Source organism: Pseudomonas sp. VEM90 (genome assembly GCF_054611535.1).
Window position 1 is genome coordinate 13,794 of sequence record NZ_JBTRAR010000017.1, and the last position, 23,544, is coordinate 37,337.

A 23,544-nucleotide genomic window follows, 5' to 3' on the forward strand; every position below is an offset into this window, starting at 1 on the left:
GGTTGAATGCTGACGGCACCCGGAACGACAAGCACCTTCATGACCTGAAAGAGGATTTGGAACATGCACAAAATACTGGTTGCGGTCGATGGTTCCGAGCATTCGGAACGCGCCGTGCGTTACCTTATTGGGCTTATCCAGGAGGGTGGGTTGCTGGGCGGCAATGTTGAGGTACATCTGTTGAATGTACAGCCACTTTTACCCACTCGAATCGCAAATGGCATGAGCGAGGATGAGCGTGATCGCTACTATGGGGATAGAAGTGCCGAGGATTTACGAAAGGCTGAGGTGCTTCTGAAGCAAGAAGGGATTGCATTCGCACTCCATACCCTGCAAGGCGATGCAGCCAGTCAAATTGTGGCGTGTGCGCATTTCCTTGGATGTGACAGCATCATCCTGGGTTCGCATGGCAATGGTTTTTTGGCAGGGATTTTTCTGGGTTCTGTCGCGGCAAAGGTGATTCAGCTCTCGGATTTACCCATCACCTTGGTCAAATAAGAGATCGTGGTGCGCGTTCAGTTGACCGAGCCGGCCATTGCTCACTCCAGGATCCTGGCTTGTCGGCTCGCTGCGCTATTGCTAGTGTCGATCTATGACTGACTATTGCCTCACCTCGACTACCACCACCACGACCGCTGAAAGCGGAGCGTGCGAGGTGTCGTGAGCCAATAGCAAACGAACTTCAAAGGCCCGCCAGCGATGGACAGGGCCTTTTTATGGCTTCCTTGTGTCGCTGGTTCAAACGCAAGGAGATGCACCCATGTACGCCCTGTTGATACTCGATATCCAAGTCGGGCTTGTTCACGGCCCGGAAAAACCATGGCGCTGCGAAGCGTTGTTGGAAACAGTGAATACCCTGATGGACAAGGCACGCAGCGCTGGCGCTCCGATATTTCTCGCGCGCCACATCGGGCCCGCGGGATCTCCAATCGAACCAGACAGCCCGTTGACGATGGTTGCGCAAGAACTGAAGCTTCTGGGTGGAGAGGTGGTATTCGAAAAGCGGCGACCCAACGCCTTCGAAATGACTGGCCTGGCGGACAATTTGCGGTCTCGCGGGGCTACCGGTGTGGTCATCACTGGCATGAAAACTCAATACTGTGTAGACAGCACCTGCCGTGCTGCTCGTGACCTTGGCTTCGATGCGGTACTTGTCGCCGAAGGTCATACCTGTTCAGACACGCCAATGATGAAAGCTAAGGACATCGTTGCCCATCACAATGCAACGCTTGACGGGCCGTTCTGCCGGCTAGTTCGGGCTGAGGAGTGGCACTTCTAGCGGAGCCCGAAACTACAGGAATGCACGTTACTTGCCATCCTGAGCAACTCATCGAACCCAATCGTGGATCTGCCACCTTTACTCGATACGGTGGCAGACCCAAGTCCTAAAGGCCGCTCAATGGGAATGCCGCGGCATCCCACCTTCGCGGGCGATCACACGCATGTGCAGGGTGGCCGGTTCCAGGCAACCACCGGTGGACAACTGCCCGACCAATTGGCGGTAGAGCTCTTGCCACGGTGTCTGAGAGGCTGGAATGTTCGGCTTCCAGGCAGCGCGACGGCGCGCCACTTCGTTATCGTCTACCAGCAGGTCGACGCGACGCTGGTTGAGGTCGACACGCAGCAAGTCATTGGTCTGAAGCAGTGCCAGGCCGCCACCGACCGCCGCTTCCGGCGACATGTTAAGAATCGACGGGCTGGCGGAGGTGCCGCTCTGGCGACCGTCGCCGAGGCACGGCAACGAGTCGATGCCCTTTTTGATCAGCGCCGCCGGTGGCGCCATGTTGACCACCTCAGCACTGCCCGGGTAACCCACGGTGCCGGCGCCACGGATCACCAGGATGCAACGCTCGTCGATGTCCAGTGCTGGGTCGTCGATGCGGGCGTGGTAGTCCTCGGGGCCCTCGAACACGATGGCCCGCGCCTCAAAGCTGTTTTCCTTGCCTGGCTCGGACAGGTAGGTCTTGCGGAAGGCTTCGCCGACTACCGACATCTTCATGATCGCGCTGTCGAAGAAATTGCCGCTGAGAACGATGAAACCAGCGCTGTGCTTGAGCGGCTCGTCGAACGGCAGGATCACGTCGCGGTTGCTGGTGACGGTGTCGCTGACCACCTCGCCGATGGTCTTGCCGCTTACCGTAGCGCAGGCTTCATGCAGGCGACCGGCCTTGCGCAGCTCGTGCATTACCGCCGGTACGCCGCCGGCACGGTGGAAACCTTCACCCAGGTACTTGCCCGCCGGCATGCAGTTGACCAGCAGCGGCACGTCTTCACCGATGCGCTGCCAGTCGTCGAGTGACAACTCGATGCCCATGTGCCGGGCAATGGCGATCAAGTGGGGCGGGCAATTGCTTGAGGCGCCAAGGGCCGAGGCTACTGCGATGGCGTTCTCGAATGCTTCGCGGGTCATGATCGATGAGGGGCGTACGTCTTGCATTACCAGTTCGCAAATGCGTCTGCCGGTGACGTAGGCCATTTGCCCGCGTTCCCGATAGGGCGCGGGGATGCTGGCGCAACCGGGCAGCGACATGCCCAGGGCTTCGGCCAGGGCGTTCATCGACAGCGCCGTGCCCATGGTGTTGCAGTGGCCTACCGACGGTGACGCGGCGGTGGTCATTTCCATGAAACCTTCGTAGTCGATTTCACCGGCAGCCATCAGATTGCGCGCATGCCACAGCACCGTGCCCGAGCCGATCAGTTGGCCCTTGTGATGGCCGTCTAGCATTGGTCCGCCGGACAGCACAATGGCCGGCAGGTCGGTGGTGGCGGCGGCCATCAGGCAGGCTGGAGTGGTCTTGTCGCAGCCGGTGGTCAACACCACACCATCCAGCGGGTAGCCGTGGAGGATCTCCACCAGCCCCAGGTACGCCAGGTTGCGGTCGAGCGCGGCGGTTGGCCGACGACTCTGTTCGGCGATCGGGTGCACCGGGAACTCCATCGGAATGCCGCCCGCATCACGGATACCGGCCTTGACCCGCTGAGCCAGTTCCAGGTGATGGCGGTTGCATGGCGTCAAGTCGCTTCCGGTCTGGGCGATGCCGATGATCGGCCGCCCCGATTGCAGTTCAGCGCGGGTCAGGCCGTAGTTCATGTAACGCTCCACGTACAGCGCGGTCATGTCGGCGTGGCTCGGGTCGTCGAACCATTGCTGACTGCGTAGCGAGCGTTTTGGGGTATCGGTCATATCGATCTCTCTTGTATTTTTTGGCCACTGGTTAGCGTTGCGGCACACCGACGCCTAAATGGCTGTGTTGGGATGAAGCCGCACTTCCCACTGCGTCGTCCAGTGCCGTCAGGTCGCGGCCACGGGTTTCGATGGACAGCCAGGTGCCGATCAAGGTCAGCCCAGTCAGCGCCAGGGTGTATAGCGCCAGCACCCAGTAGGCACCACCGGCCAGACCGACCAGGAATATGCCCAGGAGCGGTGCCACGCCGCCGGACAGCATCGCGCCGATTTCTCGGGACAGAGCCACGCCGGAGTAGCGGTAGCGGTTGCCGAACAGTTCGGTGAAATGCGCACACTGTGCCCCGAGCATGCTATTTGCAGCCAGGGCGAAGCCACCTATCACCGCGATGTACACCAATGTCGAATTGCCGCTGTCGATCATCCACCACGAGGGGAATGCCCATAACGCGCCGAACAAGGCGCCGCCACGGTACACCGCCAGGCGTCCGATACGATCGGACAGAGCGCCGAACAATGGGGTGGTGAATACGCTGAGGATACTGGCGACGAGCACCGCATTGGTACCAATGGTGGCCAGGTTGGCACCTTCCTCGCTGAGATGGCTGCTGGCGAAACCGGTAAGGAAGGCGATGGATACAGTGGCATAGAGGGTCGAGCAGCCCGTTTCGGCCATGCGCATCAACGTAGTCGCTGCCAGTGGCCGACGTGCATTGCGCAACACGGCGCGCATCGGCGATTCGATCACTTGCTGGTTCTGGCTGAGCTGCTGGAACACCGGGCTTTCCTTGAGTTTGAGGCGGATCCAGATGGCCATGAATATCAGCACTACGCTGGCCAGGAAGGGGATCCGCCAGCCCCAGTCGAGCAATTCTTCCTGTGTCAGCGAGCTCTGCATCACGCGGAAAGTGATAGTGGCAAGGGCCAGGCCGCTGAATACCCCAATGAAGGGCAGGGCGGCATAGAACCCTCGTCGCTCCCGCGGAGCCAGTTCGGCCATGAGTGTCGCCGCGCCGGTCTGTTCGGCACCCGCACCGAAACCTTGCAGCAGGCGCAGCAGTACCAGTAGTACAGCACCCGTGGCGCCAGTCGGTAGCAGGCCAATCAGGGTAGTAGCTGTACCCATCAGGGCAATGGTCAGCAACAAGACCAGCTTGCGCCCTTTGCGGTCACCCAGCGAGCCAAAGAAAAGCCCGCCGAACGGTCGCGCCAAGAATCCTGCACCATAGGTGGCGAAACTAGCGAGCAATGCGCCAGTGGTGCCGAGGGTGGGGAAGAATATATGGCCGAAGACAAGCGCCGCGGCTAGCCCATAAATGGCGAAATCGTAGTACTCCAGAGCACTGCCGATTGCGCCGGTATAGATCGCCCGGCGCAGCTGACGGGGGTCGGGCACGACGTCCTTGGCTTGGGTTTGCATGTGTTGCCTCGCTTTTTTGTTGTTATGGACCCGGCGGAAATCCTGAGTGTCGCTACTTCAGGAGTCCTCGAGCGGCTAGGTTGTGCATCATCGCGCCGAGACCGAACGTCCAAGGGCGAGCTTGGTCGCTTGTCGTGACTTGGTTATGCAGTTGGCCCAGGAACGGGCTGGCAATGCGCACGTGGTCGTCGGGTTTGTGCGTGAAGCCGGCACCCGGCTGGTCGCGGTCCTCGGTGGGGGCGAAAAGCGTGCCGAGGAACAGCATGAAGCCGTCTGGGTACTGATGATTTTCGTTGAGGGTCTGCCGCACTAGATCTTCGGGGTCGCGGCTGATCTGGTCCATCGAACTGCTGCCAAGCAGGCGGTAGCCATCGCGACCCTGGACTTCCAGATCGACCACGCAGCGGCGCACAGTGTCCAAGTCGAAGGTCTCATCGAACAGGCGAATGAACGGGCCGACGGCGCAAGAGGCGTTATTGTCCTTGGCCTTGCTCAGCAGCAGTGCGCTGCGGCCCTCGAAGTCGCGCAGGTTGACGTCGTTGCCCAAGGTCGCGCCATGAATCCGGCCGCGGCTGTCGACCGCCAGCACCACCTCCGGTTCGGGGTTGTTCCATGCCGATTTCGGGTGCACGCCGATTGCGCTGCCGCTGCCGACAGCTGCCAACACCGGGGCTTTGGTAAATATTTCCGCATCCGGACCGATCCCGACCTCCAGGTATTGGGACCACATTCCCTTTTCCAGCAGCAGTGCTTTCAACGCCATGGCCTGTTGAGAGCCTGGCCGCACCGCACGCAAGTTGTCACCGATCACCGTGCGCACTGTGGCACGCACCGCTTCGGCTTTGCTGGCGTCGCCGCCGGCTTGCTCCTCGATCACCCGTTCGATCATGCTGGCGGCGAATGTCACGCCTGCGGCCTTGATGACTTGCAGGTCGGCTGGCGCGAGCAGATAGGGCTTGCTGGCATCGAAAGCGGCACCGCTGTTGCTCAGCAGCGCCTCGACGCTACCCAGAAACTGGCCCGGCGTGCTGCGTACTGCCTGTAGCGGATCTTCATGCTCAAGCAACTGACTGAGGGTGGCGAAGCGTTCGGAGAGGTCGAACACACCGTCATTACGCAGCACTATCGGCGAGGGGCCGCCGGGTTCACCGGGCGTCCAGGCACGGCCGACAAGGGTGCCGGCCAGGTTGTCCTCGGGAAGAGTATTAGCGGAAGTGAGCGTTATCGGCATGGCATCTAGGTCTCCTGGATCTGAAAGCTGAACGCTAGGGCAAACCGTGCGATAAACTCCAATGGCATCTTTTCACTATTCGATAACATGTGGTTATTGCCCAAAGGTGGATTCATGTCGGACCTATCTTTTTCTCACGTCTGCAACTGGCTTAAATTCCGCCACCTTCTGCTCATCGACACACTCGGCCGCACACACAACATGCATCTGGCAGCTCAGCAGATGAACCTCAGCCAGCCGGCGATCAGCAAGATGCTCAAGGAGATCGAGAACCTGCTCGGCTTCGCCCTGTTCGAGCGTCTGCCACGCAGCATGCCGCCCACCGCCCTGGGCGAGCAGGTAGTGCGCTATGCCCAGGTCGCACTCAATGATGCACGCACCTTCGTCGACCAGATCGACAGCCTGCGCCAAGGCGGCCACGGGCATCTGAAGGTTGGCGGCATCTTTGCCGCCACCGCCGTGGCGCTGCCAGAAGCCATCGTCGAGATCAAGCAGCGCAAGCCGTTGCTATCGATTGAGGTGGTGGAGCAGACCAGCGACCATCTCATGGCGATGCTGGAGGACAAGAACCTGCACCTGGCGGTAGCACGATTCACCGATGTGGCGCAGCACCAGCGCTTCGACTTTCAGCCGCTGGCGCCGGAGCCGTTCTGCTTCGTGGTCAACGACCAGCATCCTTTGAGCGATGCCGGGCCGGTGACCCTGCCTCAGTTGCTTGAGTGGCCGTGGATCCTCTACCCGAAGGGCACGCCAATTCGTGGTCGTATGGAACGCGCGTTCGCCGAGGCCGGGGTCGCGGTGCCGCGCAACACCATCGACACCATTTCAATGCAGACCTTCCTCAAGGTGCTGTTGGGCGGCCCGATGATCGGCATGCTGCCCCAGGCGATGGTCGAGCCACACATTGACAGCGGGGTACTTATCAACCTCGATACGCCGTTGCACCTGGATCCCCAGGATTACGGCATCTTGACCCGCAAAGGCGAGCCCTTGACCGGAGCGGCGTTGGAGTTTGCCGAGATACTGCTGGCCAACGCACGAAGGGTGCAGTCGGACTGATAACAAGCGGTTATCAAATGATCCCCAAAAGCCATTGGGCAAGAATCGCAGAGCCGCATAGATTAGTGCCCACTGTCTTACGCGACGCGAAGGTACCCTTCATGACTTCATTTGCAGGCCAACAATTCATCGGCGGTAGCCGACGTGCTAACGGGACTGCTTCATTGCATAGCGTGGATGCGCACACCGGGCAGGCGCTACCTGGTGCGTTTTTCCAAGCTACCGAGCAAGAAGTGGATGCGGCTGCTCTAGCCGCTGCCGCTGCCTATCCGATCTACCGGGCGTTTCCCGCTCTGCGCCGGTCCGAATTCCTCGATGCCATTGCCGATGCGCTGGATGCGCTGGGCGATGACTTCATTGATACCGTATGTAGCGAGACCGCCTTGCCAGCAGCAAGAATCTTGGGCGAGCGGGCGCGGACCAGCGGTCAGTTGCGGTTGTTTGCCTCGGTGTTGCGCCGAGGTGATTTCGCCGCTGCGCGTATCGACCGCGCACAGCCCCAGCGCACCCCGCAGCCACGGCTGGACATCCGCCAGTGCCGCATGGGCCTGGGGCCGGTGGCGGTATTTGGCGCCAGTAACTTCCCTCTGGCGTTTTCCACCGCCGGTGGCGATACCGCCGCAGCCCTGGCTGCAGGCTGCCCAGTGGTGTTCAAGGCCCACAGCGGCCACATGGGGACTGCGCAATGGGTGGCCGAGGCGATTGTAGGGGCCGCCGAGCGTTGTGGCATGCCTGCCGGCGTGTTCAACATGATTTTCGGCGGTGGCGTGGGTGAGGCCTTGGTCAAACACCCTGCCATACAGGCGGTTGGTTTCACCGGCTCGCTCAAGGGCGGCCGTGCCCTTTGCGACATGGCCGCGGCGCGGCCACAACCGATCCCGGTTTTCGCCGAAATGAGCAGTATCAACCCGGTGCTGGTGTTGCCCGGCGCGCTGGCGGTTCGCGGCGAGGCCGTGGCCTGCGAGTTGGTCGCCTCGGTGGTACTTGGGTGTGGGCAGTTCTGCACTAATCCCGGTTTGATACTGGGCGTGCGCTCTCCCGAATTCAGCACCTTTGTCGAACACATGCGTGTGCAGGTAGCCGACCAGTCACCGCAACCCATGCTCAACAAAGGCACCTTGGCCAGCTATGCCCACGGTGTGGCCACCCTCAAGGCAATGCCCGGCATTCGCCATCTGGCGGGTGCCGAACAGCAGGGCAACCAGGCCTGGCCGCAACTGTTCGCGGCAGATGCGCGGTTGCTGCTCGAGGGTGAGCCGTTACTGCAAGAAGAAGTCTTTGGCCCGGCCACGGTGGTGGTAGAACTGGCCGACCAGGCCCAGTTGCTTGCTGCACTGCATGCACTGGGTGGGCAACTGACCGCCACGCTGATCGGCGAGCAGAGCGATCTGGCCGCTGCCGCCCCACTGGTAGCGGTACTGGAACAGAAGGCCGGTCGGATCCTCGTCAACGGCTACCCGACCGGTGTCGAGGTCTGCGACGCCATGGTGCACGGCGGCCCGTACCCAGCCACTTCTGACAGCCGTGGCACCTCAGTCGGCACACTGTCGATCGACCGCTTCCTGCGCCCGGTGTGCTACCAGAACTTCCCCGATGCGCTGTTGCCCGAAGCCCTGCGCGACGCCAATCCACTAGGGCTGCTGCGGCTGGTCGATGGTCAGCCCAGCCGCGAACCGATTCGCTGACAGGTACTACCATCGGGCACTCGTGCCCGATGCTCTCTAAATAAGAACAATCAGGCGTGCACGACATGCCAAGAGGTTGGTTATGGCTCATCAAGTTGTCGACCCCATGCGCGATCAGGCTTTCGAAGATCGCACCTATCGCAAGGTAATCATACGAATCCTGCCTGTCCTGTTGCTGTGTTACATGGCGGCCTATCTCGACCGGGTGAACATCGGCTTCGCGAAACTGAGCATGCTGGAGGATCTGCAGTTCAGTAATACGGTCTATGCCTTGGGCGCGAGCGTTTTCTTCTGGGGTTACTTTCTGTTTGAAGTACCGAGCAACTTGCTGCTGCATCGATACGGCGCACGGTTCTGGATCGCCCGCATCATGCTGAGCTGGGCCATCATCTCCATGGCTGTCGCATTTACCCAGCCACTTGCCGCGTTCTTCCATGTCGAGTCCAGTACCATGTTTTACGTGCTGCGCTTCCTGCTCGGGATCTGTGAGGCAGGCTTCTTCCCTGGAGTGATTCTTTACCTCAACTACTGGTTCCCGACCCATCGGCAAAGCCGGGTGATGTCTGGTTTCCTGATGGCAATGCCTGTCAGCCTGACGCTGGGCGGCATTTTGTCTGGTTGGCTCATGACCAGCATGGATGGCTGGCACGGTATGGCGGGTTGGCAGTGGATGCTGCTGGTCGAGGGTGTACCGTCGGTGATCATGGCGGCCATCGTTTATTGCTGCTTGTGCGACAACATCGACAAGGCGGCTTGGTTGTCCCAGCAGGAAAAGGAACTGCTCAAAGCCAACTTGAAGCAAGAGGAGTACGGCAAGGTTTCACGCCTCAAAGATGTCTTCTTCAGCCCACGTGTTTGGCTGCTCGTATTCATCCTGCTCACGTTCAACACAGGTTTTTATGGCCTGGCCTTCTGGATGCCCTCGATCATCAAGAGCGCGGGAGTGACCAGCACCCTGGAAATCGGCTTGCTGACCGCCATCCCCTATGGCGTTGCGGTGATCGCCATGTTCCTCAACGCGCGCCACTCCAACCGCACTGGAGAGCGTCGGCTGCATGCCGCGATCCCGGCGTTCATCGGTGGCTGCGGGTTGATCCTGAGTGCTGTTTTTGCACACAACGTTGTCCTTTCAATCGTGTTCCTGACCGTGGCGGCATCCGGGGTGCTTAGCCTGATGCCTATCTTCTGGACGTTGCCGGGCACGGTGCTCTCAGGTGTCGCAGCGGCGGCAGGCATAGGCATGATCAACGCGTTCGGCAACCTGTCCGGTTTCACCGGTTCGATGATTACAGCAGTGGCGGAGAACCTCACCGGCGACATCAACAACGGCACTTATGTCTTGGGCCTGTGCCTGTTCATCAGTGGAGCATTGATCATGGCGATCCCCGCCGCGATGTTGAAGCGGCCCGACTCGCAGCCCCGCGCGCAGTTGAACCTGGAGGCAGCATGAACATCAATCACGGAGCAAGCCCGCGCCAGGCCCTGCTGATGCTGGCGCCGTTGCTCGACGAGCACGAAAGTCAGCTCGCCAGGCAGTTCGACTTGGTACGCGCTTTTGATTCGCATGCCTTGGCGGCTGTTCTAGCCGACCGGCCGGAACGTTTCCGTGCGCTGGTGACCAACGGAGTAGTGGGGGCGCCAACCCCAGTCATGCGCGCACTGGTCAACCTGTCATTGATCGCTGTCAACGGTGTGGGCGTTGATTGCATTGATCTGGGCCAGGCGAAAGCCCGCGGCATTCAGGTCGAAACGACAGTCGATATCCTCACGGATGCCGTGGCGGACCAAGCAGTAGCTTTGCTCTTGAGCTTGCTGCGCCAGGTTTGCGTGGCTGATCGCTTCGTTCGGGCGGGCCTGTGGCGCGAGGCCGCATTCCCATTGCTAGGCACCACGTTGCGAGGGCTGCGCGTCGGCATCATAGGTCTCGGCCGTATCGGCCAAGCGATTGCCAGTCGCCTATTACCGTTCGGAGCCAAGCTGGCGTATCACAATCGCAATGAACTGCAGGGCTGCAGTTACACCTATTACCCCGACGCTTGCAGCCTGGCCGCGGACAGCGACATTCTTATCCTCGCTGCCGCAGGAGGAAGTGCGACGTCACGCCTGGTCAATGCGCCAGTGCTGGAAGCGCTTGGCGCGAAAGGGATGATTGTAAACGTGGCGCGGGGAAGCGTGATCGACGAAGCGGAGCTGGTTGCTCGATTGCAGGATGGGCGACTTGCAGGGGCGGCCTTGGACGTGTTCGCAAATGAACCGCAGGTGCCTACCAGCTTGTTTGACCTGGATAACGTAGTGCTTCAGCCGCACATGGGCAGCGCTACTCTGCAGGCCAGGAAAGCTATGGGGGACTACGTCGTCAGTGCGATTCGTCGAAGTACACTTTCAAGGAAAGGCAATACGGCAAGCTTGGGCCATTGAGCATGACTGCTTGTTCAAATCGATGTCCAGTTTGGAGCGTATAGCGACGGTCATACCTCGACCGTCGCTATACAATTTCAGACCCCCGTCTGCTCCGCCCTCTCCAATGCGTCATCGACTTCAATCCTCGCTATGGAACCGTCTTAGCGGCTACCAGACTCATTTAAGATTTGAGTGAGCCCTTGACGGTAAGTCGTGACTTTGAAATCGGGAAAACGCTGCTTGTACTTCGAGGAGTCGAACAGGTTGTCGTGCGCGTACCGTGGCAGCAGCTCCCGCAGCTCACGGACTTGCTTGGATATCAGGCCTACTGCTGTCAGGGTCAATTTGCCAAGAATTTTATAAGTAGCGTCCTTGCCAGAGATCTGAGAAGCCAGCGTGACAAGTTGTTTGTAGGTCAGCCGCTCATCGTCACAGGGCAGGTGCCAGGTTTGCCCGAACGCATCTGAAGTGTTCCCCAGCGCTGCCAGTGCCCGGCTTGCATCCGGCGTCCAGATGAGTGTTCGCTGAGTATCGTCTCGCACTGGGACGCGTGGCGTCTTGCCGGCCTTCATGTTGTCGAGGACCAGGGTATTGGTGATGCTCTGAGTCTTGCATGGCCCATAGAACTCGGGCGCTCGCCCTATGACGACAGGAATGTCACCTCGCGCCATCTCCTGCAACACCATCGATGCCATTCGCGCACGGACCTGCCCTTTACGACCGACCGGTTCGAAGGGTGTGTTCTCGGTCAACAGGCGATCATCTTGCGGATACATATAAGTGTTGTCGAAATAGACGAAGCTGGCATCGGATGCGCGAGCCGCATCAAGCGCGTTTCGCAGCATCACTGGGAATTGCGTTTCCCAAAGCTGTGTATCTGGCGGAAGTCCGGCCGTGAAATAAACGATGCTGCTACCCTTTACGGCCTTGGCCGCCTGGCTGGCGTCTAGCAGGTCCGCCGCAATCAGCGTGTCAGAGTCGCTGACTTTGCGCGGATTACGGCTGACCAGCCTGATATCTTCGGTAAATGTCCGGTTCAGTTCCCGTGCCAGCTCTATGGCTATCTGGCCAGTTGCGCCTAAAACGGTTTGCATTTGGTCTCCTGGAAACCTCGGTAGAAGGTTTCTCTCTACTAACTGCGATGATGATGGCCCGTTTACGTATGCCGGGCGCGACGCTGTGGCTGCCGCCCTTGGGCGCGGTACAGCAAAGTCCATGTAGCCCAGGTATTTACCTTAGGCTTAAAGTAAACTTTAAGGTCAAGTCCTTATCGTAAGAGTAGGCGCGGGATGGCGGGTTGGGCCGATTTGATCAGGCCCACGATTGGAGATTCGTAATCGAAGTTGGCTCTCGGGTGCCCGGGGGGTTAAAGTGAGCTTTAAGGTCAGAACTTCTGTGAAGGTGTGGTATGAGGATTGGAGCGCTTGCGAAAATCACGGGTCTTGCCGCTTCGCGCATCCGTTTCTACGAGGCAAGTGGGCTGATTCAATCAGTTGAGCGAAAGGCCAATGGCTACCGCGACTATTCAGATGATGCCGTCTGGATACTGGAGATGATCACCAGCGCACAGGCAGCAGGGTTTACCCTGGAAGAAATCCGGCACCTGTTGCCGATGAGTTCGCAAGGTTGGCGTCATGACGAGCTACTTTCCGGGTTGAAGCGCAAGGTCGAGGAGATCGAGGTGCTGCAGCAACGCTTGGCTCGCAACAAGGAGCAGTTGCTGATGGTGATCGACGGCATTGAAAGCAAGCCAGACGGCATGCCGTGCGTAGACAGCACCCAACGGGTGCTTGGCCGTCTGCGCGAAGACATCGCTTTGAACAAGGTGGGCGCTTCACCTGCCAAGTGAAGCATGCCAGCGTCTGATGCGGAGCAGGGCGCCGGCTCAGGGGCCGGCGCTGATACAGCGTCAGTCACCGCTATTCAGTGCTGCCAGCGGCTTCGGAGCATAGAGGGCGCTCTGGAATTCGGGCACGTATTCGTATTTCACCATCTTGCCCAACTTCAAAGAACGGATGTAGGTCGACAGGCTACCGTCGCCGAGCACCAGGTGAGCCGAGTCAGCGCTCATGCTTGATCCATGACGGGTCTGCCGAGACGTCGCATAGCCATAACTCAGCTGTCCAGCGTGATCGAGGTTGGTGAAGCTGTTAGTCACCAGGCCGGCTTCACTGGATACGTCCTCGAGCTTTCTTGCCTTAAAGACGACGTCAATGTTGCCAGTCTGCGCGTCGACGATGTCATAGGACACGGTCGCGGCGTCCTCTCGGCGGTTGATCTCTGTCAGCCATTTCGGCAGGTTGTAGCCCACTACGCCACGGACACGGGCAAGCTCGGTATTTACCGGCAATTTGAGCACGTAGCCCCAGAAGTCCTTGGACATGGATTGTCCGATCAAGCTGAATGGCCCGAGATTGGACTTGCCTGGTTTGTTGGTGATGATCGACAAGGCAATTTCGTTGTAGCTGTCGTTGTCGCAATAATCGTAGGTGTAAGCCGTGAACGCTACCAGGCCGCGGCCTGGCCATACCTGCAGGGGTTGAACCTGCTTGAGTACTTCGGCAGGCATCAGCTCGCGCAGGCGATCGAGGTCTGCGGTGTAAACGGCTGTAAACCGGCTGTTCTTGTAGTAGAAGTTAGGCGAGTACGACTCGAAGCCCATATCGACCTTGGTCTTTTCCAGGACTTTGAACCAACTGAGGTCCATGCCTGGCGCTTCGGCCTGGATCACCGACAGGGGAGGGTTGGAGCGGTATCGGTCGTACAGACCGCCTTTGACGACGGGTACCTGGTGGCCTGCGATCTCTATCATCGCGGTTTCGGCATGCTTGGGGATGCCGGTCGTGTCCGCCAGGGTGGCATTGCTAATGGGTGTCAGGAGTGCACCTGCCACTGCGGCGACGGTTCCGAGTTTCACTTTTCAGTCTCTCCGGTGAATTGCATCACGCATTGATGAATGCGACCAGGCATCTCGCTTGGCGGCGAACTAGATGGACCTTACACACGCACCTTAACTTTAAACTTAACTTTAATGTCAAGGCGCTGTTGGTGGGCTTTATCCGCCACTGGACCTGCTGTCATGGCCGGGGGCGCAAGGTGTAGGCGAGGGCTAAATCAGCCAGTTTTCCGAAAGGTGGCCGGAGCAGCCTTGGCAAGTTCCAACGACCTTGCACGAACACGCCCTTGGCATGACTCATCGAGCGAAAACCTTCGATACCGTGGTAAGCCCCCATGCCACTGGGACCCACGCCCCCGAACGGCAGGTCGTCCACCGCGACGTGCATCAGGGTGTTGTTGATGCCGACGTTGCCGGAGGTGGTGCACCTGAGCAGCGCTTCGCTGTCGGCCCCCACATTGCCGAAGTAGTAGAGCGCTAGCGGACGTGGCCTGGCATTGATATGGCCGATCGCTTCGTCGAGGGAGCGGTAGGTACGCACCGGTAGCAAAGGCCCGAAGATTTCTTCGCGCATGACCAGTGCATCGTCACCAGCCCCCACGATCAGCACCGGAGCCAGTGTCCGCGGTCGCTCTGCCGCACGCTCCGGGGTCACGCCAGCCTCGATCACCTTGGCACCCCTGGTGCGGGCGTCTTCGACCAGCGACTGCAACCGCGCGTAGTGCCTGTCGCTGACGATGGAGGTGTAGTCCGGGCTGGTCGGGCCTTGCGGATAACTACGGGCGACAGCCGCGCGGTACTGGGAGATGAACTCATCCAGGTCATCCTCATGGACCAGGGCGTAGTCCGGTGCCACGCAGGTCTGGCCGGCATTGGCGAGTTTGCCGAAGACGATGCTGTCGAGGGTGTTGCGTCCGGCATGCCCAGGGGCCACGAACACAGGGCTTTTACCGCCCAGTTCAAGGGTCAGCGGCACCAGGTTGTCACTAGCCGCCCGCATCACCATCCGGCCAACCTGGGTACTGCCGGTGAACAATAGGTGATCGAAGGGGAGAGCGCTGAAGCTTGCGCCTATCTCAGGGCCGCCGAGTATCACCGCCACCTCTTCGACGGTAAAACTGCCCGCCAGAATGCGCTGAATCAGCTCACTGGTGCGTGGCGTCAGTTCGGAGGGTTTGATCATCACCCGATTGCCAGCCGCCAGTGCGGTGGCCAGGGGGATGAAGGTCAACGCTATTGGGTAGTTCCACGGCGCCATGACGCCGATCACGCCTTTGGGCTGGTACTCCACATGCGCGCGGCCATTGCGGTGAAACGCGGCGACGTGACGACGCTCGGGTTTCATGAAACGGCGCAGGTGCCGCAGCAGGTAGTCGATCGACTGGACCACGCCAAGCAGTTCCATGATGTCTGTCTCATGCCTTGAGCGGTTGCCGAAATCGGCGCTGATCGCTTCTTCCACGTCGCGGCGATGGGCAAGCACCGCCGCGCGCAACTTGATCAAGTTGGCTTTGCGTCGCTCAACGCTGGGTGGCCCGTCATTGAGAAACGCACCCCGCTGCTGTTCCAGCATGGTTGCGGCGTCGATATCTGGGATGGATGTTGCGGCGACAGTCATCTTGCACCTCTCAAGGTCATTGCAATGTAGACACTGTAAACTTGATTTCCGCCGATCATAGGAAGACAATGTGTTCACTGTCAACATTAGGGGAGCAGCCGTATGTCATCCGATGAAATTTGCGAAGCAAAGCCCTACCACCATGGCGATTTGCGTCGCACCATCATCGACACTGCTTTGGCCACCCTGAAAGAACAGCGAGGCTGGCAATTCACCCTGCGCGAAATAGCCCGGCGAGCCGAAGTGAGCCACTCGGCTCCATATCGGCATTTTCCGGACAAGGGGGCGCTGCTCCACGAGTTGGCGCTACTGGGCTTCGAGCGATTGAATGCGGCGATGCAAGACGCGATGGGGCCCGCGATGTCAGCACCAGAGCGCTTGCGGGCGATGGCCTACGCCTACCTGGCGTTTGGCGAGGAAAATCCGGATTTGTACCGGTTGATGTTTTCGACACAGGCGGGAGACCCCGCGCAGATCCATGTCGACCCCCGGGCCCAGGCACCGTTCTCCCTGGTGATCGAGGTGCTGGAGCGGGGTCAGGAGGAGGGTACTATTCGCGCCCGTTCTGCCTTGGGACAGGCTACCGCAAGCTGGGCGCACCTTCACGGGTTGACCCTGCTTTCGATCGATAGCCGGTTGGTGCCGGCGAAAGTCGGCGACCATGCCATCGAGGATGCCTTGACGACCTTGCTTGACGGTTTGGTCAGTGATCAGACGGCTCGATGACCTGCGACTCTACAGAGAACTGCTCGCCCGTATGAAGGCGATGCTTGGCCCAACCACCTAGGATCAGGTACTCAGGCATGACCAAACGCATCCTGCACGTCGTTACCAACGTTGCCCATTACAGCGACCCGAGTCATCCCACGGGGTTGTGGTTGAGTGAGCTGACGCATGCCTGGCATGTGTTCGCTGGCAGAGGTTACGAACAGCACTTGGTGAGCCCGCAGGGTGGAAAATCCCCACTCGAGCCGCGTTCGCTCAAGTGGCCATTGCTCGATGGCACGGCCAAAGCCTGGTTGAACGACCCGGCGGCAATGGCACGTCTTGGCAACACCTCAAGTCCGCAAGCGTTAGTGTCATCAGACTTCGACGCCATCTATTTCACCGGTGGCCATGCGGTGATGTGGGACTTCCCTGAAGACGAGGGTTTGCAGCGGCTGACCCGCGAGATCTACGAGCAGGGTGGCGTCGTTTCTTCGGTTTGCCATGGGTATTGCGGGCTGCTCAATACTCGGCTGTCTGATGGCCGTCTCCTGGTAGAGGGGCGTCGTCTGACGGGCTATGCCTGGATCGAAGAAGTGCTGGCGGGCGTTGCGAGCAAGGTCCCATACAATGCCGAGCAAGAGATGAAGCGCCGTGGGGCGCGCTACGAGAAAGCACTCTTGCCATTCACTTCCCATGTGGTTGTCGATGGCCGCTTGGTGACAGGCCAGAACCCACAATCTGCCAAAGCAACTGCCGAGCAGGTAGCTGCACTGCTCCAGCGGAAGGCTGCGTGAGATCCCTCGCTTAACGAGAGGCGCGACGTCTTCGCCATAGAGTGGTACGGCTGACACTTCGGTGATTCGGCACAGGCCGTTGTAGGAGCGGGTTCACCCGCGAAAGGGCCAGGCCTGCCGGCAATTTCCACCAGCCGTTCACTGTTGCCGCCGCCACCCCATGCGGGTAAACCCGCTCCTTGCCGGCGACCGCGCACGCCTTTCAGATGTTGAGCAAGACAGTTGCTCTCACAGCGGGGCGGGTAAGCCTCGCGATGCCAAAGATCACGGTTCAGCAAAGTTCAGTTACAAACATGTAAACTTCGTAAATAAGATTTACTCGCATTTGCGATTCTCTATATTTACCAACCCTGTTGGCCGCCAGACTGAGTGTGCGGGGCCGGTGGGCGAGGGCTCCCGGTTTCCGACAGGGATGTGCCTTTTCGCTCATGAATCGCAGGAGATGTACCCATGCAGTGCAGAACTTCACCCAACAGCCTGGCCCTGGCGTTCGTCGCGCTGGCGTCGCCGTCCATGCTGGCGACCGCGGCAGAGTCCGAGGAGCGACGTGCGGGTGAGGTACTGGAAGTGCCCGTCGCCGACAACGCACTGGTGATCCAGGACACCCTGATCACCGCCGAGCGCGAGGCGCGACAGGCCCTGGGCACGTCGATCATCACCGCCGAAGACATCAAACGCCACCCGCCGGCCAATGACCTTTCCGACATCATCCGCCGCGAGCCCGGGGTTAACCTGACCGGCAACAGTGCCAGTGGCGCACGCGGAAACAACCGCCAGATCGACCTGCGCGGCATGGGCCCGGAAAACACGCTGATCCTCATCGACGGCAAGCCATCCAGCGCGCGCAACGCCGTGCGCTATGGCTGGAACGGTGACCGTGATACTCGGGGTGAAACCAACTGGGTGCCGGCCGAAGCGGTCGAGCGCATCGAGATCTTGCGTGGCCCGGCCGCCGCACGCTACGGCTCCGGCGCCATGGGCGGGGTGGTCAACATCATCACCAAGCGCCCTTCCGACGAGTTGAAAGGCAGCGTCAGCCTGTACACGCAGCTGCCCGAAGACAGCGCAGAAGGCGCCAGCCGCCGAGCCAACTTCAACCTCGGTGGCGGCCTGACCGATAACCTGGGTTTCCGCCTGTACGGTGGCCTGGCCAAGACTGACGCCGACGATCTGGACATCAACGCCGGGCATGCCACCAGCGCCCTGGTAGCGGGGCGGGAGGGGGTGCGCAACAAGGACATCAACGGCCTACTGAGCTGGAAACTGAACGACGAGCACCGCCTGGAAGCCAGTGCCGGCTACAGCCGTCAGGGCAACATTTTTGCCGGTGATACCATGAACAGCAACGGCGGCGGCGACGTCGACTTCGTCTCCAGCCTCTACGGCCACGAAACCAACGTGATGCAGCGCAGTACTTACGACCTGACCCACCTCGGTGATTTCACCTGGGGTACCAGCAAGACCACGCTGGCCTACGAGTACGTGCGCAACTGGCGCCTGAACGAGGGCCTGGCAGGCCGCACCGAAGGTGCCCCCAACGACGAAGGTGGGGCCATGTCACGTTTGCGCAACACACGCCTGAGCAGTGAGGTGAACCTGCCGTTCGCCATGGGCAGCACAGAACATGTGCTTACCGTGGGTGGCGAGTACCTGTACGAAACCCTCAACGATCAAGGTTCGTTGCGCCCGCAAAGCTCCGACCCCACCAACAATGACGGCCTTGTCGGCTTCGATCGCAGCAGCTCGAAGATGACCGCACGCAGCTATGCGCTGTTTGTCGAAGACAACATCATCGTTGGCGACACCACCATTACGCCGGGCCTGCGTTTCGACCACCACGAAACCTTCGGTGACAACTTCAGCCCCAGCCTGAACCTGTCGCACAAGCTGACCGCAGCGCTGTCGGTAAAAGGCGGCATCGCCCGTGCCTACAAGGTTCCGAACCTGTACCAGTCCAACCCCAACTACCTGCTGTACAGCCGCGGTAACGGCTGCAGTGTGCAACAGACCAACAACGGTGGCTGCTACCTGCAGGGCAACGCCGACCTCAAGCCAGAGATCAGCGTCAACAAGGAAATCGGCCTGTTGTACGACCGTGGCACCTGGCGCACCAGTGCCACCTACTTCCGCAACGACTACAAGAACAAGATCATCGGTGATACCGATGTGCTTTACACCATCGGTACCGGCAGCCGCGTGACGCAGTGGGACAACGCCGGCAAAGCGCGGGTGGAAGGTGTCGAAGGCAACTTCTTCATCGAGTTGACTCCGACCCTGGACTGGAACACCAACCTGACCTGGATGCTCGACAACGATAATCGTGAAACGGGTGAGCCGCTCTCGGTGATCCCGGAATACACCGTCAACACCAGCCTCGACTGGCGCGCCACCGAGCAGCTGTCATTCCAGCTGGCAGGTACCTACTTCGGCAAGCAGAAATCACCGACCTACAACTACCGCACCCAGCAGGACTACGACAAGACCGCCCAGCAGGACGTCGAGGCCTATGGCCTGGTGGACGTGAGCGCCGGGTACAGGTTCAATGCCAACTACGATGTGCGTGTAGGTGTGAACAACGTGTTCGACAAGCAGATCCTGCGTGGCGGCAATGCCAGCAGCTCGGGGGCAAACACGTATAACCAGCCGGGCAGGGCGGTGTTTGCTGCGCTGAATATCAGCTTCTGATCCTATGGGCCGCCATGCGGCCCAATCGCCGGTAAATCAGGTCGCGGATGGCAGACGTCATTGTTGCAGCCAAAAGCCTCGCATCGTGCTAAACCATGCACCCCAGCCCGCTGCGAGAAATGCCTGGTGAAAGCCATCCGCCTGACCCTGATCTGTCATGCCCTGACCCAGGCCCAGAAGAACGGGCGCCTGCACCATTCTGACGATGGCATCCTGCCGCTAGAGCAAGAGTCAGGCGCTGACCGTTCAGGTGCGCAGTTGCTGAGTGCGCCAGAGCGACGGGCCTGCGAGACGGCGGCGTGGTTAACGGGGGCGGTACAGATCGAGCCGGGATTGGCCGATTGTGACCTCGGGCGTTGGCAGGGTTTGTCGCTGAAGCAGCTGCAAGCCGAGCAACCGCAGGCGTTGGCAGAATGGCTGCAGGATCCGGCCAGTGCCGTGCATGGTGGCGAGTCGTTCGCTGCGCTATGCCAGCGCCTGGCCGCCTGGCTGGCGGCCTTCGACAGGCCGGGTGACTGGCTGGCGGTGACTCACCCGATGGTCATACGCGCCATGCTGGTAGAGGTGCTCGGGTGTCCGATAATTGCCGGGCAGCGTATCGACGTGCTGCCCTTGTCACGCCTGGAACTGAGCTTTACCGGGCAGTGGCGGTTGCGCCTGGGCTAAGGCTCAGAACGCCAGCTTGTAACCGATCAGCAGCAGCATGGCTGCCAGGCAAGGGCGCAGCACGCGGTCGGAGATTCGCCCGGTGAGGTGGCTACCCAGATAGATGCCTGGCAGCGAGCCCAGCAGCAAGTAGCCCAGCAGCGACCAATCCATGTTGCCCATGCCGGCGTGGCCCAGGCCTGCGACCAAGGTCAGTGGCACGGCGTGGGCAATTTCGGTACCGACCAGGCGACGGGTGACCAGGAACGGGTACAGCAGGAACAGCGCCACCGTACCCAGGGCGCCGGCCCCGATGGAGGTGAGGGTGACCATTACCCCAAGCACAACGCCGGTCAGCACTGTGAGGGTGTTCAGGCTGCGGTCGCTGAGGTGGTAGTGATCACCGGCATGGCGGCTGGCGAAGGCCTGCAGGCGCGATTTGAACAGGATGGCCAGCGCGGTCAGGATCAGCACCACCGCCAGGCCTTGCTTGATGATGGCGTTGAGCGCCGAGGTGTCGGCGTGCAGGGTGCTGAGGAACCACAGGGTCAGCGCCGCTGCGGGCACGCTGCCCATGCTGAGCAGGCCGGTGATCTTCCAGTCGATGTTCTTGTTGCGTGCGTGGACCCAGACGCCACTGGCCTTGGTGATGGCTGCATACAGCAGGTCGGTGCCGACAGCGGTCGCTGGGTGGATGCCGAACCATAACAGGATCGGGGTCATCAGCGAGCCGCCACCGACGCCGGTCATACCGACGATGAAGCCCACGAACAGGCCAGCAATGGTGAAACCGAAAGAACCTACATCCATACGCTACTCGACTGCCCAACTTTGCCCGTTATCGGATGCCAGTCAGCATATAGATTTTTTTATAGCCAAATAGACTTGTTCGTTATTAGGTTATAACCGCGCATGCCTGGCAGGCGCACCCGATCAACGATCGGTCATCACCACCATGACATGGGCATCGCCACCGTCATCGCTTTCCGACAGGTAGATGTGCCCCACCTGGCTGTCGAAATACGCCGTCTCCTGCGGTCCGATGCTTACCGCTTCTCCGGTCTCGAACTCGATGCGCACGCGTCCGCTCAGCACCAGAGCGAACTCTTGCCCGGGGTGGCGGATAAAATCGTCGAACTGGCCGCGCTCGCGGGCAATGATGCGGGCATAGGCCGGTGTCATGCGCCGCCCGGGGAAGTCCCCGGCAATCGGGTAGTAGTCATAGGTGCCGGTCGAATAGCCCGCCGCCGCTGGCAGTGAATCGACCACCACGGTCACCGGCACAGGCGCACTGACCGTTCCACTGGCGCGAAACAGCTGGGCAATATCGACATTCAGCGCCCGCGCAGCAGCGGCGAGTTTTTCATAGCTGACCGACACCTGCGCCAGTTCCATCTTCGACAACGTGGACAGCGGCACGCCACTGGCCTCGGACAATTGCTTGAGGGTCATCTGGCGCGCCTTGCGCACCTGGCGCAGGCGCTGGCCCACTACTGCACGGTCAAGCTGGGGTAGAGCTGAGGGCATTCAGGGATCTCGGCATGCGGCGTTGGTCGGGCATCTTACCTTGGACACTTGCGCATTTCTAAATTCTCATATATTAGAATTCTCATAAATGATAATTGTCTGGCAGGAACGTGCATGACCCCGACCTACGACACCCTGATCATCGGTGCTGGCATTGCCGGCGCCTCACTGGGCTATCGCCTGGCCGTGGCCGGCCAGCAGCGTGTGCTGCTGCTCGAGCGTGAATCGCAGCCTGGCTACCACTCCACCGGGCGTTCGGCGGCCATGTTCATGGAGGCTTACGGCACCCCACAGATCCAGGCGCTGACCCGCGCCAGCCGGGCCTTCTACGAAGCGCCACCGCAGGGCTTCTGCGAGCACCCGCTGCTGGAGCCGCGAGGCTGTCTGTATGTGGCCGGCCTGGAGCAGCGTGAACTGCTTGAGCAAACTTACGCGCAGAACCTGGCCAATGGCACAGAAGTCAGCCTGCTTGACCGGGACGCGGCCTTGGCACAGGTACCCAGCTTGCGTGGCGAAGCCCTGGCCGGCGCGGTGCTTGAACCGGGTGCGATGGACCTTGATGTACATGCCTTGCACCAAGGCTTCTTGCGTGGTTATCGCACTGCTGGCGGTGAACTGCGCTGTAACGCCGAGCTCATCCAGGCCAGGTACCTGGACGGCGTGTGGCAGGTGGAGTTGGCCGATGGCAGCCGGCTGCAGGCCCGCCGCCTGGTCAATGCTGCAGGGGCCTGGGCGGACCGTGTGGCCGAGCAGTGCGGGGTGGCGCGCATCGGCTTGCAACCGTGCCGCCGTAGCGCCTTCACCTTCCCCGGCCCGGCGGAACAGGACTTTACCGGCTGGCCTGCGGTGATTGGCGTCGATGAAAGCTTCTACTTCAAGCCGGATGCCGGCCAACTGTTGGGGTCGCCAGCCAATGCCGACCCGGTTGAACCACAGGATGCCGCGCCCGAGGAGTTGGACGTGGCCTTGGGTATCTACAACATTGAAGCCATGACCACCCTGGCGATCCGCCGACCCAGCCACACCTGGGCCGGGCTGCGTTCGTTCGTTGCCGATGGCGACCTGGTGATCGGTTTCGATGCGCATGTCCCCGCGTTTTTCTGGCTGGCGGCCCAGGGAGGCTATGGCATCCAGTCGGCAGCGGGCGCCTCGCGCCTGGCCGCCGACCTGCTGCTGGGCCAGCCCTTGTGTCCCGACCTTGTCAGCCAGGGAGTGGCGCCCGAGCGCCTGTCCCCGGCCCGTTTCCAGCAACCCTGAAAGGAGCATCCCATGAGCAATGACATTCAGCGTTTCCCCAGTAGCCTGCCGTTCCCGTTTTCCCGCGCGGTAAAGGCCGGTGGCTTTCTGTTCCTCTCCGGGCAGGTGCCGATGAGCACCGACGGCGAAGTGGTGCGCGGTGATATCCAGACCCAGACACGTGCTGCCTGCGAGCGTATCGCCGAAAGCCTGGCGGCCTGTGGTGCGCGTTTCGACCAGGTGGTAAAGGTCACGGTCTGGCTGTCGGACATGCGCCATTTCGCCGGCTTCAACGAGGTGTACAAGGCGTTCTTCGGCGCGGCGCTACCAGTGCGCTCCACCGTGGCTTCGGCGTTGGCCCTGGGCGTGGATGTGGAGATCGAAGTGCAGGCGTTCGTCGGCGACGCCTGACCGGGCAAAGAGCCCGTGTAGAGGCGACCGTGTGTCGTGATGGGC

At 60.5% G+C, this 23,544-nt stretch carries 21 protein-coding genes; 13 read left to right on the top strand and 8 right to left on the bottom strand.

The window, feature by feature from the left end:
• Positions 1–63 precede the first annotated feature (63 nt).
• On the top strand, positions 64–498 hold the full coding sequence (locus ACYCCG_RS16910; protein ID WP_176683977.1) for a universal stress protein: 435 nt from the start codon (positions 64–66) through the stop codon (positions 496–498).
• Between the two features lie 262 nt (positions 499–760).
• Positions 761–1,279: an isochorismatase family protein gene (locus tag ACYCCG_RS16915; protein ID WP_209964824.1), complete on the top strand. Its 519-nt coding sequence runs from the start codon at positions 761–763 to the stop codon at positions 1,277–1,279.
• Positions 1,280–1,396: 117 nt separating this feature from the next.
• Here ACYCCG_RS16915 and ACYCCG_RS16920 read toward each other — a convergent pair whose 3' ends face one another.
• Genes ACYCCG_RS16920 through ACYCCG_RS16930 form a run of 3 tightly spaced genes read right to left on the bottom strand, consistent with a single transcriptional unit; the run spans position 1,397 to position 5,835 of the window.
• Positions 1,397–3,184, bottom strand: coding sequence for an IlvD/Edd family dehydratase (locus tag ACYCCG_RS16920; protein WP_103469250.1), 1,788 nt, complete (start codon positions 3,182–3,184; stop codon positions 1,397–1,399).
• Between the two features lie 31 nt (positions 3,185–3,215).
• Entirely contained in the window at positions 3,216–4,604 is a 1,389-nt protein-coding gene (locus tag ACYCCG_RS16925; RefSeq protein ID WP_209964826.1) for an MFS transporter, read from the bottom strand.
• A 52-nt stretch (positions 4,605–4,656) separates the two neighbouring features.
• On the bottom strand, positions 4,657–5,835 hold the full coding sequence (locus tag ACYCCG_RS16930) for a fumarylacetoacetate hydrolase family protein (RefSeq protein ID WP_209964828.1): 1,179 nt from the start codon (positions 5,833–5,835) through the stop codon (positions 4,657–4,659).
• Between the two features lie 114 nt (positions 5,836–5,949).
• On the opposite strand from ACYCCG_RS16930, the gene ACYCCG_RS16935 reads away from it, so the two are divergent.
• The 4 genes from ACYCCG_RS16935 to ACYCCG_RS16950 all read left to right on the top strand — a co-directional run bounded on the left by ACYCCG_RS16935 (position 5,950) and on the right by ACYCCG_RS16950 (position 10,997).
• Positions 5,950–6,894, top strand: coding sequence for a LysR family transcriptional regulator (locus ACYCCG_RS16935; protein WP_209964830.1), 945 nt, complete (start codon positions 5,950–5,952; stop codon positions 6,892–6,894).
• 101 nt (positions 6,895–6,995) lie between these two features.
• Positions 6,996–8,579 carry an aldehyde dehydrogenase (NADP(+)) gene (locus tag ACYCCG_RS16940; protein ID WP_339535265.1) on the top strand — a complete coding sequence of 528 codons (1,584 nt, stop codon included), beginning with the start codon at positions 6,996–6,998 and terminating at the stop codon, positions 8,577–8,579.
• A gap of 82 nt (positions 8,580–8,661) precedes the next feature.
• On the top strand, positions 8,662–10,029 hold the full coding sequence (locus ACYCCG_RS16945; protein ID WP_209964835.1) for an MFS transporter: 1,368 nt from the start codon (positions 8,662–8,664) through the stop codon (positions 10,027–10,029).
• The gene (locus tag ACYCCG_RS16950) at positions 10,026–10,997 is read left to right on the top strand and encodes a 2-hydroxyacid dehydrogenase (protein WP_339443612.1); all 972 of its coding nucleotides are present in this window, start codon (positions 10,026–10,028) and stop codon (positions 10,995–10,997) included. The genes ACYCCG_RS16945 and ACYCCG_RS16950 overlap by 4 nt, the downstream gene beginning before the upstream one ends.
• A gap of 143 nt (positions 10,998–11,140) precedes the next feature.
• On the opposite strand, the gene ACYCCG_RS16955 is transcribed toward ACYCCG_RS16950, so the two are convergent.
• Complete coding sequence (locus ACYCCG_RS16955) at positions 11,141–12,073, bottom strand: NAD-dependent epimerase/dehydratase family protein (RefSeq protein ID WP_459671241.1); 933 nt, start codon at positions 12,071–12,073, stop codon at positions 11,141–11,143.
• 314 nt (positions 12,074–12,387) lie between these two features.
• Between ACYCCG_RS16955 and ACYCCG_RS16960 the strand changes: the two genes are divergently transcribed.
• Entirely contained in the window at positions 12,388–12,828 is a 441-nt protein-coding gene (locus tag ACYCCG_RS16960; RefSeq protein WP_339443610.1) for a MerR family transcriptional regulator, read from the top strand.
• Positions 12,829–12,888: 60 nt separating this feature from the next.
• Here ACYCCG_RS16960 and ACYCCG_RS16965 read toward each other — a convergent pair whose 3' ends face one another.
• Positions 12,889–13,791, bottom strand: coding sequence for an acetoacetate decarboxylase (ADC) (locus ACYCCG_RS16965; protein ID WP_339535275.1), 903 nt, complete (start codon positions 13,789–13,791; stop codon positions 12,889–12,891).
• 265 nt (positions 13,792–14,056) lie between these two features.
• Entirely contained in the window at positions 14,057–15,493 is a 1,437-nt protein-coding gene (locus ACYCCG_RS16970; RefSeq protein ID WP_459671243.1) for a coniferyl aldehyde dehydrogenase, read from the bottom strand.
• A 102-nt stretch (positions 15,494–15,595) separates the two neighbouring features.
• Between ACYCCG_RS16970 and ACYCCG_RS16975 the strand changes: the two genes are divergently transcribed.
• The 4 genes from ACYCCG_RS16975 to ACYCCG_RS16990 all read left to right on the top strand — a co-directional run bounded on the left by ACYCCG_RS16975 (position 15,596) and on the right by ACYCCG_RS16990 (position 20,346).
• A complete protein-coding gene (locus ACYCCG_RS16975) occupies positions 15,596–16,219 on the top strand; it encodes a TetR/AcrR family transcriptional regulator (protein WP_252458504.1) in 624 nt (207 codons plus the stop codon).
• A gap of 77 nt (positions 16,220–16,296) precedes the next feature.
• Positions 16,297–16,995, top strand: coding sequence for a type 1 glutamine amidotransferase domain-containing protein (locus tag ACYCCG_RS16980; protein WP_176683972.1), 699 nt, complete (start codon positions 16,297–16,299; stop codon positions 16,993–16,995).
• A gap of 450 nt (positions 16,996–17,445) precedes the next feature.
• Positions 17,446–19,680 (top strand): TonB-dependent siderophore receptor, encoded by a 2,235-nt coding sequence (locus tag ACYCCG_RS16985; protein WP_459671245.1) that lies wholly within the window; start codon positions 17,446–17,448, stop codon positions 19,678–19,680.
• Between the two features lie 126 nt (positions 19,681–19,806).
• The gene (locus ACYCCG_RS16990) at positions 19,807–20,346 is read left to right on the top strand and encodes a histidine phosphatase family protein (RefSeq protein ID WP_339535256.1); all 540 of its coding nucleotides are present in this window, start codon (positions 19,807–19,809) and stop codon (positions 20,344–20,346) included.
• A gap of 3 nt (positions 20,347–20,349) precedes the next feature.
• Here the strand turns inward: ACYCCG_RS16990 and ACYCCG_RS16995 are convergent, their stop codons facing one another.
• Positions 20,350–21,135, bottom strand: coding sequence for a sulfite exporter TauE/SafE family protein (locus ACYCCG_RS16995; protein WP_176683969.1), 786 nt, complete (start codon positions 21,133–21,135; stop codon positions 20,350–20,352).
• Positions 21,136–21,258: 123 nt separating this feature from the next.
• Entirely contained in the window at positions 21,259–21,852 is a 594-nt protein-coding gene (locus ACYCCG_RS17000; protein WP_176683968.1) for a helix-turn-helix domain-containing protein, read from the bottom strand.
• A 114-nt stretch (positions 21,853–21,966) separates the two neighbouring features.
• Here ACYCCG_RS17000 and ACYCCG_RS17005 point away from each other — a divergent pair, with 114 nt between their 5' ends.
• Positions 21,967–23,109 carry an NAD(P)/FAD-dependent oxidoreductase gene (locus ACYCCG_RS17005; protein WP_176683967.1) on the top strand — a complete coding sequence of 381 codons (1,143 nt, stop codon included), beginning with the start codon at positions 21,967–21,969 and terminating at the stop codon, positions 23,107–23,109.
• 12 nt (positions 23,110–23,121) lie between these two features.
• Positions 23,122–23,499 (top strand): RidA family protein, encoded by a 378-nt coding sequence (locus ACYCCG_RS17010; RefSeq protein WP_176683966.1) that lies wholly within the window; start codon positions 23,122–23,124, stop codon positions 23,497–23,499.
• The last annotated feature ends 45 nt before the right edge of the window (positions 23,500–23,544 follow it).

Bases quoted from the DNA above. Each gene is read 5' to 3' on its own strand.
- ACYCCG_RS16910 (WP_176683977.1), top strand. From the start codon at position 64: ATGCACAAAATACTGGTTGCGGTCGATGGTTCCGAGCATTCGGAACGC.
- ACYCCG_RS16915 (WP_209964824.1), top strand. From the start codon at position 761: ATGTACGCCCTGTTGATACTCGATATCCAAGTCGGGCTTGTTCACGGC.
- ACYCCG_RS16920 (WP_103469250.1), bottom strand. From the start codon at position 3,184: ATGACCGATACCCCAAAACGCTCGCTACGCAGTCAGCAATGGTTCGAC.
- ACYCCG_RS16925 (WP_209964826.1), bottom strand. From the start codon at position 4,604: ATGCAAACCCAAGCCAAGGACGTCGTGCCCGACCCCCGTCAGCTGCGC.
- ACYCCG_RS16930 (WP_209964828.1), bottom strand. From the start codon at position 5,835: ATGCCGATAACGCTCACTTCCGCTAATACTCTTCCCGAGGACAACCTG.
- ACYCCG_RS16935 (WP_209964830.1), top strand. From the start codon at position 5,950: ATGTCGGACCTATCTTTTTCTCACGTCTGCAACTGGCTTAAATTCCGC.
- ACYCCG_RS16940 (WP_339535265.1), top strand. From the start codon at position 6,996: ATGACTTCATTTGCAGGCCAACAATTCATCGGCGGTAGCCGACGTGCT.
- ACYCCG_RS16945 (WP_209964835.1), top strand. From the start codon at position 8,662: ATGGCTCATCAAGTTGTCGACCCCATGCGCGATCAGGCTTTCGAAGAT.
- ACYCCG_RS16950 (WP_339443612.1), top strand. From the start codon at position 10,026: ATGAACATCAATCACGGAGCAAGCCCGCGCCAGGCCCTGCTGATGCTG.
- ACYCCG_RS16955 (WP_459671241.1), bottom strand. From the start codon at position 12,073: ATGCAAACCGTTTTAGGCGCAACTGGCCAGATAGCCATAGAGCTGGCA.
- ACYCCG_RS16960 (WP_339443610.1), top strand. From the start codon at position 12,388: ATGAGGATTGGAGCGCTTGCGAAAATCACGGGTCTTGCCGCTTCGCGC.
- ACYCCG_RS16965 (WP_339535275.1), bottom strand. From the start codon at position 13,791: ATGATAGAGATCGCAGGCCACCAGGTACCCGTCGTCAAAGGCGGTCTG.
- ACYCCG_RS16970 (WP_459671243.1), bottom strand. From the start codon at position 15,493: ATGACTGTCGCCGCAACATCCATCCCAGATATCGACGCCGCAACCATG.
- ACYCCG_RS16975 (WP_252458504.1), top strand. From the start codon at position 15,596: ATGTCATCCGATGAAATTTGCGAAGCAAAGCCCTACCACCATGGCGAT.
- ACYCCG_RS16980 (WP_176683972.1), top strand. From the start codon at position 16,297: ATGACCAAACGCATCCTGCACGTCGTTACCAACGTTGCCCATTACAGC.
- ACYCCG_RS16985 (WP_459671245.1), top strand. From the start codon at position 17,446: ATGCAGTGCAGAACTTCACCCAACAGCCTGGCCCTGGCGTTCGTCGCG.
- ACYCCG_RS16995 (WP_176683969.1), bottom strand. From the start codon at position 21,135: ATGGATGTAGGTTCTTTCGGTTTCACCATTGCTGGCCTGTTCGTGGGC.
- ACYCCG_RS17000 (WP_176683968.1), bottom strand. From the start codon at position 21,852: ATGCCCTCAGCTCTACCCCAGCTTGACCGTGCAGTAGTGGGCCAGCGC.
- ACYCCG_RS17005 (WP_176683967.1), top strand. From the start codon at position 21,967: ATGACCCCGACCTACGACACCCTGATCATCGGTGCTGGCATTGCCGGC.
- ACYCCG_RS17010 (WP_176683966.1), top strand. From the start codon at position 23,122: ATGAGCAATGACATTCAGCGTTTCCCCAGTAGCCTGCCGTTCCCGTTT.